The organism is Nocardia sp. NPDC049707, from assembly GCF_040674855.1.
Lineage (GTDB): Bacteria > Actinomycetota > Actinomycetes > Mycobacteriales > Mycobacteriaceae > Nocardia.
Genome location: NZ_JBFANN010000003.1, coordinates 16,349 through 31,192 on the forward strand (window position 1 = coordinate 16,349; position 14,844 = coordinate 31,192).

Below are 14,844 nucleotides of genomic sequence, written 5' to 3' on the forward strand. Positions count from 1 at the left end.
AATTCGTCGAAACTGTTGACCGACAGAGACATTCGGATCCTGTTCAAGTTGTGCCGCGACTGGGCCCCGGCGGGGATCAGGTGTGGGGCTGGTGTTCGGTGAGCTGGAAGTGGAGTGTGGCCACGATGTCGTCGAGCACCGAAGGGACGTCTGGGGTGCAGCGGCGGCGGAAGAAGTAGCCGGAGCACCAGGGAACCTCGTCCCAGCGCGGGTAGTGTTCGCGCAGGATGGCGGCGGCTTCGGGCAGCTCGCGCCAGCCGATGCCCGGAAACCAGTGGTGGACCGGGTGGAACATGTCGTCGTTGTGGCCGCCCATCAGGTGACGAGTAACAGCGTGAGAGGTCCAACCGCGGGTCTGATGGATGACGTCGGTGTTGTGGATCAGGCCGGCGTGGTTACCCAGGTCGGTCAGCCAGGTGACTATGGGGCGGACCACGATCAGCGGCAACGCCCAGTAGAGCACGAAGTCGAAACCGTGGCCGAGCGACGCCGCAGCGACGGCAGTCGCGGCCCAGACCGCCCACCGTGTTGTGGCGGCCTTCCAGCTCTCGTCACCAGCTTTGCCGGCCAAGGTGAGGAACCCATACGCGGGAAGCTTCCACACCGCGTTGGCGATGATCACGTGGATGACGAACGCTCTCTTGTCCGGCCACGGCGCATGCGCGCGGCGTGAGATGTAGGAGTGCAGCATTGGATCCTCGGGGCTGCCGAGCTTCGCGTGATGAATGCGGTGGCTGCGCCGATAAGGGGTGAACGGCTCGCCGAGGGCCACACAATTGAGATGCCCGAGGATGGTGTTCGCGCGGCGAGAGCGTGTGAGCTTGGTGTGGATCGCCTCGTGGGTCAGATTCGACAGGTGCCGTTGCCGGATCCCGATGTAGAGCATGCACGCTACGGTCAGGATCGGCTGGCCGACGGCGATGCCGACCGCGGCGGTAGCGGCGGCAGCGAGGTAGTCGCGGGACAGGTCGAGGAAGCCTTCAACGCGGCCGCGGACACACAGTGCGTCCATCCGCGCAATCAGATCGGCGCCGAAGGCGCGGCGAACCGGTCCGGATGCTCCTGCCGAGGGGCGCCGTCGGGTGGACTCGCGCGCCGCGATGGTCATGCTCACTCTCCACGCTAGGTTCGGGATGAGCACCAGCACGGGCCTGCGCAGTGGCGCGGCCGGGCGCTCGGTGCCCTCGATCGGAGTCGGGTCAGGGGTGTGCGCGGGACCACGAGACAAGTCGAGTCGAATCATGGTCCCGCACAGGGTGTTTGCTCTGCGGCGTCAGACGCCGTCGGGCCGCACGCCGGCCTTGAGAGCGTCAGGCCGGACACCGACCTTGAGCCCGGCGTCGGGCCGGACACCGGCCTTCAGCGCGGCGTCGGGCCGCACGCCGGCCTTGAGCGCATCGGGCCGGACACTGCTCTTGAGCATCTGCGACATAGTGATTTTCTCCTTCTTCTTCGGTGGGTTACTGCGGGAATCAAGGGAGGGTGGCGGCGCGGGTGGCCAGTTGCGACCACCAGGCACTCATGCCCTCGAGGATTTGGAGCCAGCCGTCGACGATCTGCGGCAGATCCAGGCCGAACAGCTCGTACTCGCGGATGAACCGCGCAATGCCTTCGATGTGGGCGGCCTCGACGCTCAGACCCTCCACGGCCGCAGCCTCGTGGCCCTCGTCGAGATGCAGCGAGTAGTAGTAGTCCAGGTGCGGCAGCTCGGTGTCTGCGCCGACGGTGAGCGCGGCGTAGCGGTCGGTGATGGCGCGCAGCAACACAGTCTCATCGATCGCCACGCCCTCGGTCGCGTAGTAGCCACCGCAGATCCGGCCCACCGATGACCCGATGACCAACCAGTCGTGCAGCGATACCAGGGTGAGAGTTCTCCGGTGCCGGCAGATGCCCGTTGACCAGCAACCCGAGATCGGCCAGCAGAGCACCGGAGTAAAGGGTGTAGTGCGCGGGCACCTTGCCCCGCTCCCCGCCCTCCTCAAGATGGTTGCGCCGCAACTCATGCGCCAGCTCCATGCATCCGCCCTGCACGGTGTCGGCGGCTTGGCGCAAAAAATCGGAGTTGTAGCGGGCGAATACGCTCAGCTCCCGGATGTACAGGGCGGCTTGGCCTTTGGTCAGGGTCACTGGTGAGACCTCGGCGGTGATCTGCTCGAACAAGGCGGCGACCATCGGCACCATGTGCTTGTCGACCAGATCGTTTCCGCTGACCTCGGGCTTGTTGAGCAAGACGCTGGTGATCGCGGCCTTGGTCGCGGGGTTCTCATCGAGGTAGCGCTGAACCTTCGAGGCAGTCATGCCACCACCTCCGCATCGGGTTCGGTAAGCACCTGGATGCCGCCAGTTTCGAGCAGCAGCGCCAACGTGTCCCCTCCGAGCTCGTCGGTGATGCGCACGGTCTGCCCGTCAGCAAGAGCCGCCAGAGCCGCACCCCAGGCCGAGGATTCAGGCACGCTGAGCACCTGGCCGCGGACGGTGACACCGATGTTCAGGCTGTCGTCGATATCCGGATCGGGGTGCAGTGTGTACGGCGCCGCGACTCGCAGATGGGTGCCCCCGGCGGCGTGGGTCACCACTGCCTCGCGAGCTGCGTCGCTACGGGCGAGGTCATGCTCGGTGGCCTCCCAACCACCGTTGCTGAGCAGGGTGCGCCACCGTGCGTCGACCAGCTCACCTATCTTGTCCTCCAACTGCGCCGAAGCCGCAGCGAACATGTCGGCGGCCGCAGTGGTCAAGCCCGCAGCGATCGGACCGATGCCCGCGCCCAGGGAATGCATCGATGAGGGCTTCTCGTCGGCGACGTCGCTCGGCACAACGGACTCGAGGACCGCGGGCAGCACCGACAGCGCCAGCATGCGCGTATCGGAGTAGGTGTAGAGCGGGACAGCCACCGAGACAGAGAATTCATCCTGCACGCCGACGTGGAACACCCGCCGAGGCAGGTACAGCACGTCGCCGGGTTCCAGATCGAATCGCTCGCCACGATCGAGAAGGGCGGTGTAATCACCGAAAGTCGGTGCGCGGCCCCCGGTCAGCTCCCGATACAGCTCACCCGACCAGCAGTAGAAGTGTTTGGTACCCGGGCCGAGGTGGACCAGGAAGGCATCCTCGTAGCCCTCGTGCACCCCGAACGCCGTGCCAGCGTAGTTCCCGGCGAAGGCGACCTGCTCGCTGCCACCGATCGGCACGCCCCATCCAGCGTGCGCAGACCCGATCAGCTCACCCAACACCCCCGCCAACTTCGGCGAGGTGGTCTCAAGGTTGTTGATCACCAGCGAGAACCGCTCAGCGAAGGTGAGATTCTGCATCCAGGCGACGAAGTCCTCATCGGACCACGGGGCCATCAGCACACGGTCGATAGCCTCGTCGTGGCGTTCCTCGCCGACGTAGACGCGGATGCGGGCGCTGGCGGGTTCACCGTAGGCGGCCGCGAAACGCAGCCTGCGCAGCCCATCGATGACATCGTTCGGGCCGAGGCGATCGGCCGGGACGATGCCCTTGAACAGATGCGGCGCTACTGCGCCGGCGGTCTTCTCAAGGAACTGAGTCGACCAGAACTCCGGCGACGGTGGCCAGGCGATCACAGGATCCGCAGCGGTGGTCATGACATCGCCTCCGTCGCGGGTGAGGACATGCTGATGATCAAGGTCTCTCCTCTCCTGCTGCGCAGCCCGCGATCAGCGGCTAGCCGCCTGCGGTGCGGGGCCTGCGACAGACGAACGTCTCGGTGCCCGTCACGCGGAAAGCTCCTTCCGCCGCGACGTACGAGAAGTGTTGGCGCTCAAGGGGTCTAGCCGCATCGCAAAAGCGGTCCGATTCCGTCCAGTTCTGTCCTATTCCGTCCACTGGACTACCGATCTGGATAGGATCGTGCGCTAGCTCGACACCTGAAAAAGGGGACGTGATTGGGGACCGTGCTCAAGATGCTGCTGGTCGAGCGGCATCTCAGTCATAAGGACTTCTGCGCCGAATACCGCAAGCACGCAGCTGCCCGAGAGGAACCCCCGGCACGAGCGACCTTCTACACCTGGATGTCGGGCGAGATGAAGGGTCTGCCGCAAAACCACCACCGCCGAGTGTTGGCACGGATGTTTCCCGGCTGGTCGATCCACACGCTGTTCTCTATGGCCAACGCTGCGACCGCGAGCCCGCAGCCGGTTGGGGACGATGCGGTGGACGAGGGGCCGGCGGCCTTCCTGGGCACGGAGATGGTTGATCGCGGCGCCACGCTGGTCGTGCCCACTTTCGAACTGGCCACCAGCTCGATCAAAGCGCTCGCGTCAGCCGGAATCCCCCGCCAGCACATATTCAGCAAGCAGGCGAGTGTGTTCAACGCCGCCCATCGCATCGACGTACCGGTGGCGCTGGCGGAAAACGACGTCCGCGCCATGCTGTATGTGATGTCGATGATTCAGCAGCACGACGGGATTACGGTCGATATCCAGAGCGATCGCGAGGTGGTATTGGCCTGCGACCGGCCCTATATCAGTTTCGGGCTCAGCTCCAACGACTGCACCCACATGTATCTGGAAAGCACCAGTGATCCGCTGTTCACCGTCCGCGACAACCCGCCGCCGGGGCAGGGTTACCTGGAACATCTCGAACTCGCTGACGGCCAGTGCTACAGCTCCGATGACAACCGCAACATCGGCATCATCGCTCGTGTCCGACCGGCTCCGCAGCTGCACCCAGACCGCTATTGGTTCTTCTGCGCAGGTCTCGGTTCCCGTGGCACGACCGGTGCGGGTTGGTATATGGCCAAACACTGGAACGCACTTCAAGAACGCGCCGCAGACCAGGAGTTCGTGGCTGTTGTCAGCGTGCGGACCTACTCCGATCAGACCGCCACCCTCGAACACCTGCTGACCCGCTGACCCGCTGACCCGCTGCCCCTGAAGGAGAACGGTGCCCGAAGCCCTGTTCGTGGGATTGTCCACCCTCGACATCGCCAACGCCGTCGACCACTACCCAGCCGAAGACACCAAAGCCCAAGCGCTGGATCAGTTCCTGGGGGCCGGTGGCCCTGCCGCCAATGCGGCGGTGGCATGCGCGATCGTTTCCGGGCGGCCTGCAACGTTGATCACCGCGCTCGGCACTCACCCGCTCGCCGATCTCGTCCGCCACGATTTGACCAGCTGGCACGTCACCGTGGTCGACACGACACCCGACCAGACCGACAAGCCACCGGTGTCGTCGATCGTGGTCGCGCTCGAAGCAGGCTCGCGCACGATCGTCGGTCTCGACGGGGCGCGGATCCAGGCGGCATACACGGCAGAAATCGGTCGGTATGTCGATGATGCCACGGTGGTGCTTGTGGACGGCCACCATCCTGAGCTGGCGTTGAGCATCGCTCGCCGCGCCAGCGAGACAGGGGTGCCGGTCGTTCTCGACGCTGGGCGCTGGAAGCCGGTCCACGATCGACTCCTGCCGCTGACCGATGTCGCGATCTGCTCGGCAGCGATTTCCCAGCCCGGCGTCGAGGGCGGCGGCATGGCGCTCCTGAAGCACCTTCGTGCGGCCGGACCCAAGCACGTCGCCGTGACGCGCGGGCCAGAACCGATCCTGTTCGACGAAGACGGCCGGCACGGCACTATCGACGTCACACCGGTCACCGATGCAGCCGACACGCTCGGCGCCGGCGATATCCTGCACGGCGCCTTCTGCGCCTACTACAGCGAGGGCCGCAGCTTCGTCGACTCGCTCACCGCTGCGTCTGAGGTATCGACACTGTCGTGCCGCACGTTCGGCACCCGCAACTGGGCCTCAAAACTCACCGAACTTCGCAAATGACGTAGCTACCTGCGGTTTCGCGCAACACCGTATCCGCACGGCCGCGGGTATCCGCGATCAGCCGGGCATTGGGCATATCACTATCGCTGATCTTGGTGTGCGCTTGCTCAGCAGTCTTGCCCCCGCCCAGGTGGCGTTCGGTCAGCCGGAGCTCGATGACGCGGTCTTCGGCGTCGAGGTACCACACCTCATCCAATTGGCTGGCGACCTCGACCCAACCGGGCCGCTCAAGCAACAAGTAGTTGCCCTCGACGACTGCGATCCGCTGATCGGAGAAGCTGATCGCGTCCGGCACCGGGTCGTGCAAGTCCCTGTCGTAGACCGGCCAGGGCACGCGATACCCGAAAGGGCTTTCACGCAGCAGTTTCAGCCGCTCGACGAATGCACCAACCTCGAAGGTGTCGGGTTGGCCTTTGCGTTGACGCGCGCCGACCGCGTCCAGCTCCGCGGAGGTCCGGTGGAAGCCGTCCATCGGGGCGATCTCCGCCGAGATGCCATGTTCTGCGGTCACAGCCGCGGCCAGAAGCTGCGAAAGCGTCGATTTCCCTGCGGCTGGCGGCCCGGTGATCCCGAGCAGGTAGCGACGGCGAGCTGGAACGCGGGAAGCAACCCATGCCGCAAGCTCGGCCACAACAACTTCACTGCCTGCACGCATACTGAAATCCTTTGTCCGTGAACCAGTTCGGAGCGCCCAAACCGTACCAACCTCCCTTGCGCGCAACGAGCGCTGTGGGGACAAACTCAGCGGCAATGTCCGAACGCGATCGTGCCCATGCGAAGCGCCTTGTCGGACTACTCCAGCATGTATAGGACTGCCCCGGCGAGTATTCAACATCGGCACCAGGAGTTGTTGCGCGCGATAGCCAATTCTTCATCGGTCGGAGACGGATGAGCGCGTGCCGCGCGCACGCAAAGTGTGCACGGACACGCCTGTGCCGGGTAATAAACGGTGCACTCTACGCGCGGCCGTCGCGACACTACCGCCACGCCAGCGAGAGAGCGGATCACGCCGCGCACACCCAACGCGTGAGCGGGCCGATGATGCGCGTGGTGGCGGCTTGTGTGGCATTGAGGAATGTGGTCCTGGTCTGGTGCGCTCGATGGAGCAGTGGCCCAGACTTCGGAGGCGATCCGGTTCACGCACCGGCAGGCCGAATCCCAGTCGCGGCGCAGCGTGCCATCAATTTCGGTGCCGTACCGGTGGTTAAGCGCCGGCCGCCCGCTGGCGGCGGGCGACTGCGATCGGATATCGGTCAGGGAGTAGCCGCGCCGAACGGTGGCAGAGGGCTCAGCCTGGCGCGCGGCGAACCAATCCAGGCGTCCATCGGCGCGCGCCAGCCGCCGTTGCCGCTGTGCTGTTGAGGACGATTGCGCACCGCGCTCGGTATCGGTGTGTTGAGCCGGATTTCCGCGCGCAGTCGTGCGCGATCGCCGCGCTCTCCCACAGCGTGGAAGCTTCCGATCCGGTGGCGTGCGCAGCGCGCGGTGTGTGCATGGTGATCGCGCACGCTGTGCACCGGCCCGGTGCATGGTGGTCGGGCCGGTGGTCAGGGGGTGCGGGGCGGCGCATCCCGAACAGCCTGGACAGGCGCCGAAAGAACCTCGCGCCGGGGCGACAAGGTTCGCTCGGCATTGACGGCGCGGTGCCAGCCTTTCACCAGCGGCGACACGCCGACACCCACGATCTCAGGCTGGAGTCTAGGCTCCCGGCATGAGCACGGCCCAAACCGAGAAAAGCCGACCGGGGAACCGACGATACCGGTCACTGCTTCGCAGGCATCTTCTGCTCGTCTGCACCATCGTGGCCTGCCTTGGGATACTCGTCTCGGCGAGCAAGCCGGCCAGCGCCGAGCTGATGTCGTTGTCGCCGTTGCTGATCCTCGGGGGGACATTCATGGTGGTTGTGGTGTTGTGCGTGGTCATCGTCTACCCGATCCTGGCAGTCCGATCCCGGCGGCTTCGGGTACCTGAGCTCGGCCCCCTGGCTGCTCCCGCACTGATAGTCGCGCTCACGGCCATTCTATGGAGCGCAGACCTGCCAATGGCTGTGCGCTGGCACTTATCGGCGCACGCCTTCGACGATGCGGCACAGCAGGTGAGTGCCGGGATCGATCCACGGACGTTCGAAGGTGACCGCCTCGGCCTTTATCGCATTCGCGGTGTGGAACCCAGCGGCGATCGCGGCGTGGAACGCCGCAACGACGGCATCTACTTCAGGACTGGCCCTATGGCGGCCCATTGCTCGATGGGAAGTGGCTTTGCCAATCTTTCTGACCACCGGCCCGCGACAGGCGCATCCCATCACCTCAGCGGCGACTGGTATTGGTTCTGTTTCAACAGCGCGACGGTTGTAGTGCCCGACCACCCCATCGGCGGAGTGTACTAGCCGGTGACGAAACCGCTAGCCTGAAGCGACGAAGGCCAACAGGCCTGAGACGGTCGACAGTTGCGCACGAAGGTGATTCGATAGGCTAACCTGCCTCCCCAGACCAACACGCCAATCTGACCCGAGCAGGTCCGCATCACCACCTGGTTCCAGGTGTCGAGATAAATGGTGATCGCGCACGCTATGCACCGACCCGGTGCATGGTGGTCGGGCCGGTGGTCAGGGGTGCGGGGCGGCGCATCCCGAACAGCCTGGACAGGCGCCGAAAGAACCGCGCGCCGGAGCGACGGTGAGTGCGTAGAGCGCGTCAGCGGTCGTGCTGCTGCCGGAGCCCGTCCCCGCGTAGTCCAGCAGAACTGACGGCGCAGCCTCCCCAGATGCTGTGGGAGGCTGCGCCGATAGATCGACCGTCTGCCTGGTTGTCAGGCCGCGTTCGGCAGGGTTCTGGCCGCCGGCATGGGAGTTGCCAAAGCCGATCGACAACCGCATGGCTCCAGTTTGGAATGCGGTCATACTGCCATTGCCCGCGGTCGCTCGTCCGAGCTTCCCTCGCGCCAACCAGGGTCGGCCATGCCTCGGTGGATTGTCAGCGGGGCAGTCAGGAGGATCTGTGCGTCGCTGGTCGCAGGGTCGCCGGCACTGAGTCTGACGGCGGCCGCCGTGATGTCCTCGCGGTGGGACAGCCAGGTGAACCAGGCCGTTCGCGTGGTCTCGGGGAGGGTGCGCAGCAGTGCCTGGCGCTGCGTGCGTCGCTGGGCCTGCTGTTCTGGGCTCAGGGATGTCCACCAGGTGCGTTGGAACCACAGTGAACGCAGCAGCTTTGAGGCGGGGGAGCGGCTGGTGGCGAGGCGCTCGCCGGGGGCGAGGCTAGCGAGGGCGTCGTTGCGGAGGGACCAGAGCCGCCGGGCTTTGCGGTGGGTGGATTGGAGGCTGGTGAGGGAGGCTGAGCCGTGGGGGGCGGGGGTGGTACACCTAGTGGTCTGAGAAACAACGCGAGCTGCGGAAACGAGGTCCAGCGCGGCTGGTCCGAGACCGTAGGCGTCGCAGTCGGTGGCACCTCCGGCGTAGTGGTGGGTCACTGTGAGAACGGCTCGAGAGACCGCGGTGCGTAGTGCGGCGAGTGTGGTGGATCGGGCGAGTCGGGCACGTTCGGAGATGCTGCGTGTGGCGATCGACCCGTTGCGGGTCACGATGGCGTAGGCGACTGCGTGAACGGCGGCGTGCAGACTGTGGCGGCGGCGCGGGTCGATGCCGGTGAGTTCGTCGACGGCCGCGCGCAGGCCGCGCCGGTGCGCGTCGAGTTCGGCGGCAACCTCTGGTGTCAGCGCCGCCTCATCCGCGTCGGGGTCGTCGCCGATCCGGTAGCGGCGGGGCCGGTCGATCGTCGCTTCTGTTTGGGCGCGCAGCCACCAATATCGCCAGAAGTCGCGGCCGCGCGCGCGGACCGACGGGCACGCCTGTTGCGCCAACTCCCAGGCCGTATCCTCGTTCAGGCCGTTCTCGGCTGCGACGGTGGTGACTGCGGGCAACCAGAGGTACCGGTGGAACCAGTCCTTGCCCAGTTGTGAGGCTTTGCCTGCGGAGGCGGAGATATCGGTCCATGCCTGCGCCGCTGTGGCACCGCGGCGCGCGAGCGCGCACGCGTGCCCGTACTCCAGCGCTGAACGGCTCGAGTCACCCACGACGCTCGTGCGCGCCGCACGGCGGGCGCGTCGAGTTGTGGCGGCGGATTTGCCGATATGCCGGGCGATAGCGTCCATCACGGCACCCGCAGTGATGGTGCATGCGATCACCGGAGAGGCAAGCCCGACGCGGTGAGGTGCGGTCAGCAGCCGCAGTACCTTCCCGGTCCGGTCGTCGACCACCACCCGGTACAGCCGGTACAGGCGACGGCATAGTTTTGCCCACTCCCGGTGCGGCACCGCGTGATCGGTGATGACGGCGACGATGTGGCGGCCACCGGGTCTGCCGCTGTCACGCAGCATGTAGGGCAGCCTATGTTTGTCGCACCACGCCAGGAGGGCTTCGGCGCACGCGTCCCCGACCAGCGGGTCCTCGGCGTCGATATCAGCGGCGAGCAGTCCCTCGACCAACCGGCCTGCGACCGAAGCGGCAGATCCGTCCGTGAGGGCCGCACGCGCGGCATCCAGAGTTCTCACCGTGCCGGAACCGGTGTTATCAGCCGCGATCTTGATAAACCAACGGTGATACATCACCCGCTCGAGCGAGCGCAGGTAGCCGGGGTCGCGGAACGAGAAATCGGGCGATCGTGGGGACCTCTCTGACAGCTCGCGGCTTTGGCAGGCCGGGAGCAGACTGGACCGCTGTTGGGCGGGCAGTCTCAGCACGGGCGCCAGCGCGGTGGACACCGTCTGCGCTTGCATGTCAGTGCCACCGGAAGTGGCTGGGGGACAAGGGAATAAGGGCTGTCCGGGTGGCTCTGGAGCGACTGCGTGCGCCGATGCGTGACCCAAGTAGGAGGGCCGTTGCAGGCGCATGCGGGCGTGAGCTAACCTGGGGCGTGCTAAGCCTCATTAGCGCGACCTTCGGGTTGTCGAGCGGGCCCTCAGTTCCAGCTGGGGGCCTTCGCTGTGTCTGGAGTTGTCGTCAGAGGTGGCGGTAGCGGGCGAATCTTGGTGTGTTGCAGGTGATTCACCCGTTCGCTCGCCGGGTCAGGCTGTTCGGATCGGAAGCCTCACCTCCTGCGGCTGGTGGGTCGGCAATCCGAGAGACTGCGCACGGCTCACGATCCGATCGATGGTGGATCGGCTGAAGCGTTCGCCGGTTTCGGCGGCCATCTCGTTCGCGATGAGGTGAGGGTTCAGGCCTTGCGCCGCTTTCTCGAGCACCGAAACCAGATGCGGCTCGGGCATCGGGGTCTGCCTGGTGGTCCTCATGTGCCGCGCGACGTGAACAAAGATGTCTGCATCGTTCTCGATCCCGTCGTCGACGGCGGTCACCGCTTGTACCCGCTCGGGCGTCGGAGGTGAGACCGCCTCGGCAGAGGTGGCTCCCAGTACGGTCGAGGTCGGGTGCAGCAGGTCGGGCGAATTGTGTATCGGGACAGGAGTGATCGGCGCCGCTGCGGCGACCGGCTCGGCTCGAGGTGTCGTACGCATATACGACCAGGTTGTCGCTCTCGGCCTCGTTCGTCGGCGACCCATTGCCCGCGCTCGACTTTGAATACGCGCCGCCGGGATGGCCCGTTTGCGGGGTTGGCGCCTGAGCTGCGCCACGGTGCCGACTTCATTGGTGGGCAGCGTTTCGTGGTGCTCCGGGCAGTTGTTGCTCGGCACGGGCGGCGGGTTGTGCTGTGCGGCATCGGTTTGCTGGCGCGGCAGCGGAGCGCTGTCCATGATCCCGTCGGCGGCGTGAGATTCGGGTTGGTCCGTGGTGACCGCGTCGATCAGCTTGGCGTAGCGAGAAGCGATCGAGGCGTGCCGCCACATCAGGACCACGACCATCACCGGCGCGACCGCGTATTCGGCCGCGCGTCCCAGATCGCCAACGGCCACATGCGGACCTGCGTTGAGCCCGACGGTGGCGAACAACAGGGCCGCCTCGAAGGCCACGTCTTTCTTGGTGCGTTCAATCGTTTTACCGAGCCGGGATGCGGTGGCGGCCTGCGCCATACCTTCCAAAATCGGCACAGAAATCATGGCCTCGATCCCAAAGCTGAACCCCCACAACAGCCACCATGTCAGCCCGCCAGGCCCCGCGGGAGCGAGATTGCGGCCGACGTTGATAGCCGACCACAACAGCCCGACACACATGACTGCGCGTAGTCGCCACGATGAGCGGGTGGCGCGGCGGTGGAGCATGCCTTCCAACGCGTCCGGGCTGGTTTCGCGGCGTCGGTGTGCTCGGGCGTGGCGGTGCCAGCGGCGTTCGGTGTCATCCTCGCGCTGGATGCGGGCCGCGTGTTTGCGGTCACGGTTTTGTGTAGCGAGCTGCTCACGGAATGCGCGGCGTCGCTGGCGTCGCTGCCGGGCGCGGATCCATCGCCTGTCGGACTTCTCGTCCTCAATCTCCTTGCCAGACATCACCTCATAGAGTTCGCGGCGATTCTGCAACGGCAGGCTGGCGTGGGCGAGGGCGACCTGATGGGCAAGTTCCGCCACCGGCATCGGCCGGTGTCGGTGAGTCGGCCACGATCGATGCCGGGGGGTGCGGCTCGGATCGCCGGCGAACCCGGGAGCGGGCTCGGATCTGAATTCGCCAGCGTGGGTGGGTTGTTCACCCATCGTGGGGGTTGTCATGAGTTGATCTCTCTCGATTGGTTCGGGCCGACTTGATGCCAGCGCGCATCGGCGGGATTCTCGGCGGCGATTGCTCTAGCGAGCGGATGTGGTTCGCTGGTGAGTTCGGCCAGGGCGATGGCGACTTCGTCAAGGCCCGCCCGGGTGTAGATGGCGATCGCGCCTGCGCTGCCGGGCAATGCATGTCCGGCGTAGGCGCGCGCGACGGCTTGGCCGAAGTTGCGTTCCACCCACCGCAGTACGGTGTGGCGCAACCAGTGAGTGCTGATGCCGTGGCTGGCTACCCAGGGAAGTTCTTTGCCGATGCGTGTCCACAGATAGTCGTAACGGCGTCGACCCACCGGGCGTCCGTTGCGGTAGCGCAGCAATGTCTCATTGACTTCGGCGCCGCGCTCGATTCCGTGACGGCACAGCGCTGACATCAGTGTCGGGGAAACCGGTTGCCAGCGTTGGGTTCCACCTTTTTCCCGTAAATAGATCAGGCATTGGGTCGGGTCGAGATCACAGGGCCGCAATCCCAGGGCTCCGCCACGGCGACATGCGGTTTCGATGTGTAGCCGAAGCAGCAGAATGTCCAGATCGGGGTCGTTACCGGTGGAACCGGCGACGCGAAAGATTTCCGCCAGAAGGTCTTCGTGTAGAGCGTGCCGGTTAGATGGCAGGGCGCGCGGTTTGTCGAGCCTGGCTGCCGCGTTGTCGGTCGGTCCGATCAACTGATCGGCTTCGGCGTGGTTGTACAGGCACCGCAAAGCATCGATGACGTGACGGGCGACGTCGCGGCCGTCGCGGGCGTTGCGGCGAATGACACGTCCTTGTTTGATCGTCTCGATCAGATTCTTCAGTTGGGTGACGGTGGGCTCGTCGAGTCGGCGGTGCGCCCACCCTGATTGGGCAAGGATCTTGTTCCAGTAGGTTTGGTAGTGATCGCGATGCGAGGTCGCCGGCATCGCCGCGTACACGATGGGGATGTACTCGGCGAAGGTCGGCGCGGGCGGGCGGGCAGGCGGGGCGGAGAGCACATTCGGTGGCAGGTCGCGAAGACGTTGCAGCAGTTCCAGAGCGACCGCGACATCCTCAGGCGAGGCCGAGGGGCCGGTCATGACTGGGCTCCGGCGGCAACACGGGCGAAGCGAGCGGCGGCCATCTCGTCGATGGTGGCGGGGCCGAAGACCACGAGCAGCTCATGAGTCTTGTCGGCGGCCAGCAGCACGCGGTCACCGACGCACAGTCGGGCACCGTGGCGAAACCGTGCGGGAATGCTGATGTGGCCGTACGCGGTGATGCCGACGCGGCCGTAGCCGGGACGCGAGACCAGGACCAGCCCGTCGCGCACGCGCCAATGCAGCTGGTCGCCTGGTGCCCAGTCCAGTGCTTTCAGGATGGCGCTGTCGTTCACGCGCCCGTTGCTGTCGATGCGGCGAATCGCGTACACCGCGCTCGGTTGGCGTGTTTCCGGGATCGGTGGCAGCGGCAGACCAATCGGCCCGCGTGGCGGTACCACCGCGTGCAAGCGCCCTGCTGCGGCGAGTGTGGCGCTGCCCGGAACGACCGGCGAGAGTGTGGTATCAGTCACAACTCACGCCCTTGAACGGCGCAAAAGCGCTGGTCATGAAGGGAGGGAGAGGATTGAGTGTCAGGGTGCTGTCTTGACACCTTGAAGGGGATACATGTGCCCCAGATTTGTGTCCGGAGGGGGACTTGAACCCCCACGCCCGATAAAGGGCACTAGCACCTCAAGCTAGCGCGTCTGCCATTCCGCCACCCGGACCGGTGTGCTCAGCAAGGCTATCGGATGTGGCGGCGTTGACCAAATCGCCGGTTTAGCTGCTGATTCTCGGTGTCGTGCGCTCGCCTTGCCCGCACCCTGGGCGAGTACCTACTATTCGAGCCAGTACTTACCAATCCTTCTGCGGAACAGGTAGTGATGGGCGGCAAGAGATCCGGACCGTACTTCTGCGGCATCGACGCGGCAATGGATGTGGTGGGCGGCAAATGGAAGGCCCTCATCCTGTGGGAGCTGGCGAATCACGGCGTGCGCCGCTTCGGCGAACTGCGTCGCGGCCTGCCGGGCGTATCGGAGAAGATGCTGATTCAACAGCTGCGGGAGCTGGAGGAGGACGGCATTGTGGATCGCGAGATCTACCGCGAGGTGCCGCCGAAGGTCGAGTACCGGCTGACCGAATTGGGCAGCGCCCTCAATGCGGCGCTGGAACCGCTGGGCGCATGGGGCCGCAATCGCATCAACCGGATCGGGGCGGGGCGAGTCCACCCACCCACATGAGGGCGTATCCGAGGATCGGCAGCGTCCGATCCAGGCCCCAGCAGCCGGGCAAGCCAATTGTGAGCATGTGGGTGTTGTGCTGGGTGCCGTAGGCCACGAACAGCACGTGTTCATCCCAGGATCGGTCA

General features: G+C 65.7%; 15 protein-coding genes and 1 tRNA gene. 5 read left to right on the forward strand and 11 right to left on the reverse strand.

The genetic code is table 11. The features are described 5' to 3' along the window. Window positions 1-76: 76 nt before the first annotated feature. The 5 genes from AB0J29_RS04325 to AB0J29_RS04345 form a co-directional block, all read right to left on the reverse strand. On the reverse strand, window positions 77-1,108 hold the full coding sequence (locus tag AB0J29_RS04325) for a fatty acid desaturase (protein ID WP_364779055.1): 1,032 nt from the start codon (window positions 1,106-1,108) through the stop codon (window positions 77-79). A gap of 165 nt (window positions 1,109-1,273) precedes the next feature. Then, the gene (locus AB0J29_RS04330) at window positions 1,274-1,432 is read right to left on the reverse strand and encodes a hypothetical protein (protein WP_364779058.1); all 159 of its coding nucleotides are present in this window, start codon (window positions 1,430-1,432) and stop codon (window positions 1,274-1,276) included. A gap of 40 nt (window positions 1,433-1,472) precedes the next feature. Next, window positions 1,473-1,784: a hypothetical protein gene (locus AB0J29_RS04335; protein WP_364779061.1), complete on the reverse strand. Its 312-nt coding sequence runs from the start codon at window positions 1,782-1,784 to the stop codon at window positions 1,473-1,475. Then, window positions 1,771-2,298 carry a hypothetical protein gene (locus tag AB0J29_RS04340; RefSeq protein WP_364779064.1) on the reverse strand — a complete coding sequence of 176 codons (528 nt, stop codon included), beginning with the start codon at window positions 2,296-2,298 and terminating at the stop codon, window positions 1,771-1,773. The genes AB0J29_RS04335 and AB0J29_RS04340 overlap by 14 nt, the downstream gene beginning before the upstream one ends. After that, on the reverse strand, window positions 2,295-3,605 hold the full coding sequence (locus AB0J29_RS04345; RefSeq protein WP_364779067.1) for a cupin domain-containing protein: 1,311 nt from the start codon (window positions 3,603-3,605) through the stop codon (window positions 2,295-2,297). Before AB0J29_RS04345 ends, AB0J29_RS04340 begins: the two co-directional genes overlap by 4 nt. 300 nt (window positions 3,606-3,905) lie before the next feature. On the opposite strand from AB0J29_RS04345, the gene AB0J29_RS04350 reads away from it, so the two are divergent. Continuing rightward, on the forward strand, window positions 3,906-4,874 hold the full coding sequence (locus tag AB0J29_RS04350; RefSeq protein WP_364779070.1) for a hypothetical protein: 969 nt from the start codon (window positions 3,906-3,908) through the stop codon (window positions 4,872-4,874). A gap of 49 nt (window positions 4,875-4,923) precedes the next feature. After that, window positions 4,924-5,790: a PfkB family carbohydrate kinase gene (locus AB0J29_RS04355; RefSeq protein ID WP_364779952.1), complete on the forward strand. Its 867-nt coding sequence runs from the start codon at window positions 4,924-4,926 to the stop codon at window positions 5,788-5,790. Here AB0J29_RS04355 and AB0J29_RS04360 read toward each other — a convergent pair. Further along, complete coding sequence (locus AB0J29_RS04360) at window positions 5,771-6,445, reverse strand: nucleoside/nucleotide kinase family protein (RefSeq protein WP_364779073.1); 675 nt, start codon at window positions 6,443-6,445, stop codon at window positions 5,771-5,773. The two genes, AB0J29_RS04355 and AB0J29_RS04360, sit on opposite strands and share 20 nt — an antisense overlap. Window positions 6,446-7,501: 1,056 nt before the next feature. Between AB0J29_RS04360 and AB0J29_RS04365 the strand changes: the two genes are divergently transcribed. Next, window positions 7,502-8,176 carry a hypothetical protein gene (locus AB0J29_RS04365; RefSeq protein ID WP_364779076.1) on the forward strand — a complete coding sequence of 225 codons (675 nt, stop codon included), beginning with the start codon at window positions 7,502-7,504 and terminating at the stop codon, window positions 8,174-8,176. Window positions 8,177-8,685: 509 nt separating this feature from the next. Here the strand turns inward: AB0J29_RS04365 and AB0J29_RS04370 are convergent. Further along, a complete protein-coding gene (locus AB0J29_RS04370; protein ID WP_364779079.1) occupies window positions 8,686-10,335 on the reverse strand; it encodes a hypothetical protein in 1,650 nt (549 codons plus the stop codon). Window positions 10,336-10,848: 513 nt separating this feature from the next. After that, a complete protein-coding gene (locus tag AB0J29_RS04375) occupies window positions 10,849-11,835 on the reverse strand; it encodes a hypothetical protein (RefSeq protein WP_364779082.1) in 987 nt (328 codons plus the stop codon). Window positions 11,836-12,045: 210 nt separating this feature from the next. Here AB0J29_RS04375 and AB0J29_RS04380 point away from each other — a divergent pair, with 210 nt between their 5' ends. Beyond that, window positions 12,046-12,471: a hypothetical protein gene (locus tag AB0J29_RS04380; RefSeq protein ID WP_364779085.1), complete on the forward strand. Its 426-nt coding sequence runs from the start codon at window positions 12,046-12,048 to the stop codon at window positions 12,469-12,471. Here AB0J29_RS04380 and AB0J29_RS04385 read toward each other — a convergent pair. The 3 genes from AB0J29_RS04385 to AB0J29_RS04395 all read right to left on the reverse strand — a co-directional run bounded on the left by AB0J29_RS04385 (window position 12,432) and on the right by AB0J29_RS04395 (window position 14,203). Next, window positions 12,432-13,535 (reverse strand): site-specific integrase, encoded by a 1,104-nt coding sequence (locus AB0J29_RS04385; RefSeq protein WP_364779088.1) that lies wholly within the window; start codon window positions 13,533-13,535, stop codon window positions 12,432-12,434. The genes AB0J29_RS04380 and AB0J29_RS04385 overlap by 40 nt on opposite strands. Continuing rightward, window positions 13,532-14,008 (reverse strand): hypothetical protein, encoded by a 477-nt coding sequence (locus AB0J29_RS04390; protein ID WP_364779091.1) that lies wholly within the window; start codon window positions 14,006-14,008, stop codon window positions 13,532-13,534. The genes AB0J29_RS04385 and AB0J29_RS04390 overlap by 4 nt, the downstream gene beginning before the upstream one ends. A gap of 110 nt (window positions 14,009-14,118) precedes the next feature. Further along, window positions 14,119-14,203, reverse strand: a tRNA-Leu gene (locus AB0J29_RS04395). Window positions 14,204-14,359: 156 nt separating this feature from the next. Here AB0J29_RS04395 and AB0J29_RS04400 point away from each other — a divergent pair. Next, window positions 14,360-14,716 (forward strand): helix-turn-helix domain-containing protein, encoded by a 357-nt coding sequence (locus tag AB0J29_RS04400; RefSeq protein WP_364779094.1) that lies wholly within the window; start codon window positions 14,360-14,362, stop codon window positions 14,714-14,716. The last annotated feature ends 128 nt before the right edge of the window (window positions 14,717-14,844 follow it).

What these genes read in the sequence shown, in the direction of transcription:
- AB0J29_RS04330 (WP_364779058.1), bottom strand. Translation starts at nt 1,432, where the DNA reads ATGTCGCAGATGCTCAAGAGCAGTGTCCGGCCCGATGCGCTCAAGGCC.
- AB0J29_RS04400 (WP_364779094.1), top strand. Translation starts at nt 14,360, where the DNA reads ATGGGCGGCAAGAGATCCGGACCGTACTTCTGCGGCATCGACGCGGCA.
- AB0J29_RS04385 (WP_364779088.1), bottom strand. Translation starts at nt 13,535, where the DNA reads ATGACCGGCCCCTCGGCCTCGCCTGAGGATGTCGCGGTCGCTCTGGAA.
- AB0J29_RS04360 (WP_364779073.1), bottom strand. Translation starts at nt 6,445, where the DNA reads ATGCGTGCAGGCAGTGAAGTTGTTGTGGCCGAGCTTGCGGCATGGGTT.
- AB0J29_RS04365 (WP_364779076.1), top strand. Translation starts at nt 7,502, where the DNA reads ATGAGCACGGCCCAAACCGAGAAAAGCCGACCGGGGAACCGACGATAC.
- AB0J29_RS04340 (WP_364779064.1), bottom strand. Translation starts at nt 2,298, where the DNA reads ATGACTGCCTCGAAGGTTCAGCGCTACCTCGATGAGAACCCCGCGACC.
- AB0J29_RS04325 (WP_364779055.1), bottom strand. Translation starts at nt 1,108, where the DNA reads ATGACCATCGCGGCGCGCGAGTCCACCCGACGGCGCCCCTCGGCAGGA.
- AB0J29_RS04375 (WP_364779082.1), bottom strand. Translation starts at nt 11,835, where the DNA reads ATGATTTCTGTGCCGATTTTGGAAGGTATGGCGCAGGCCGCCACCGCA.
- AB0J29_RS04345 (WP_364779067.1), bottom strand. Translation starts at nt 3,605, where the DNA reads ATGACCACCGCTGCGGATCCTGTGATCGCCTGGCCACCGTCGCCGGAG.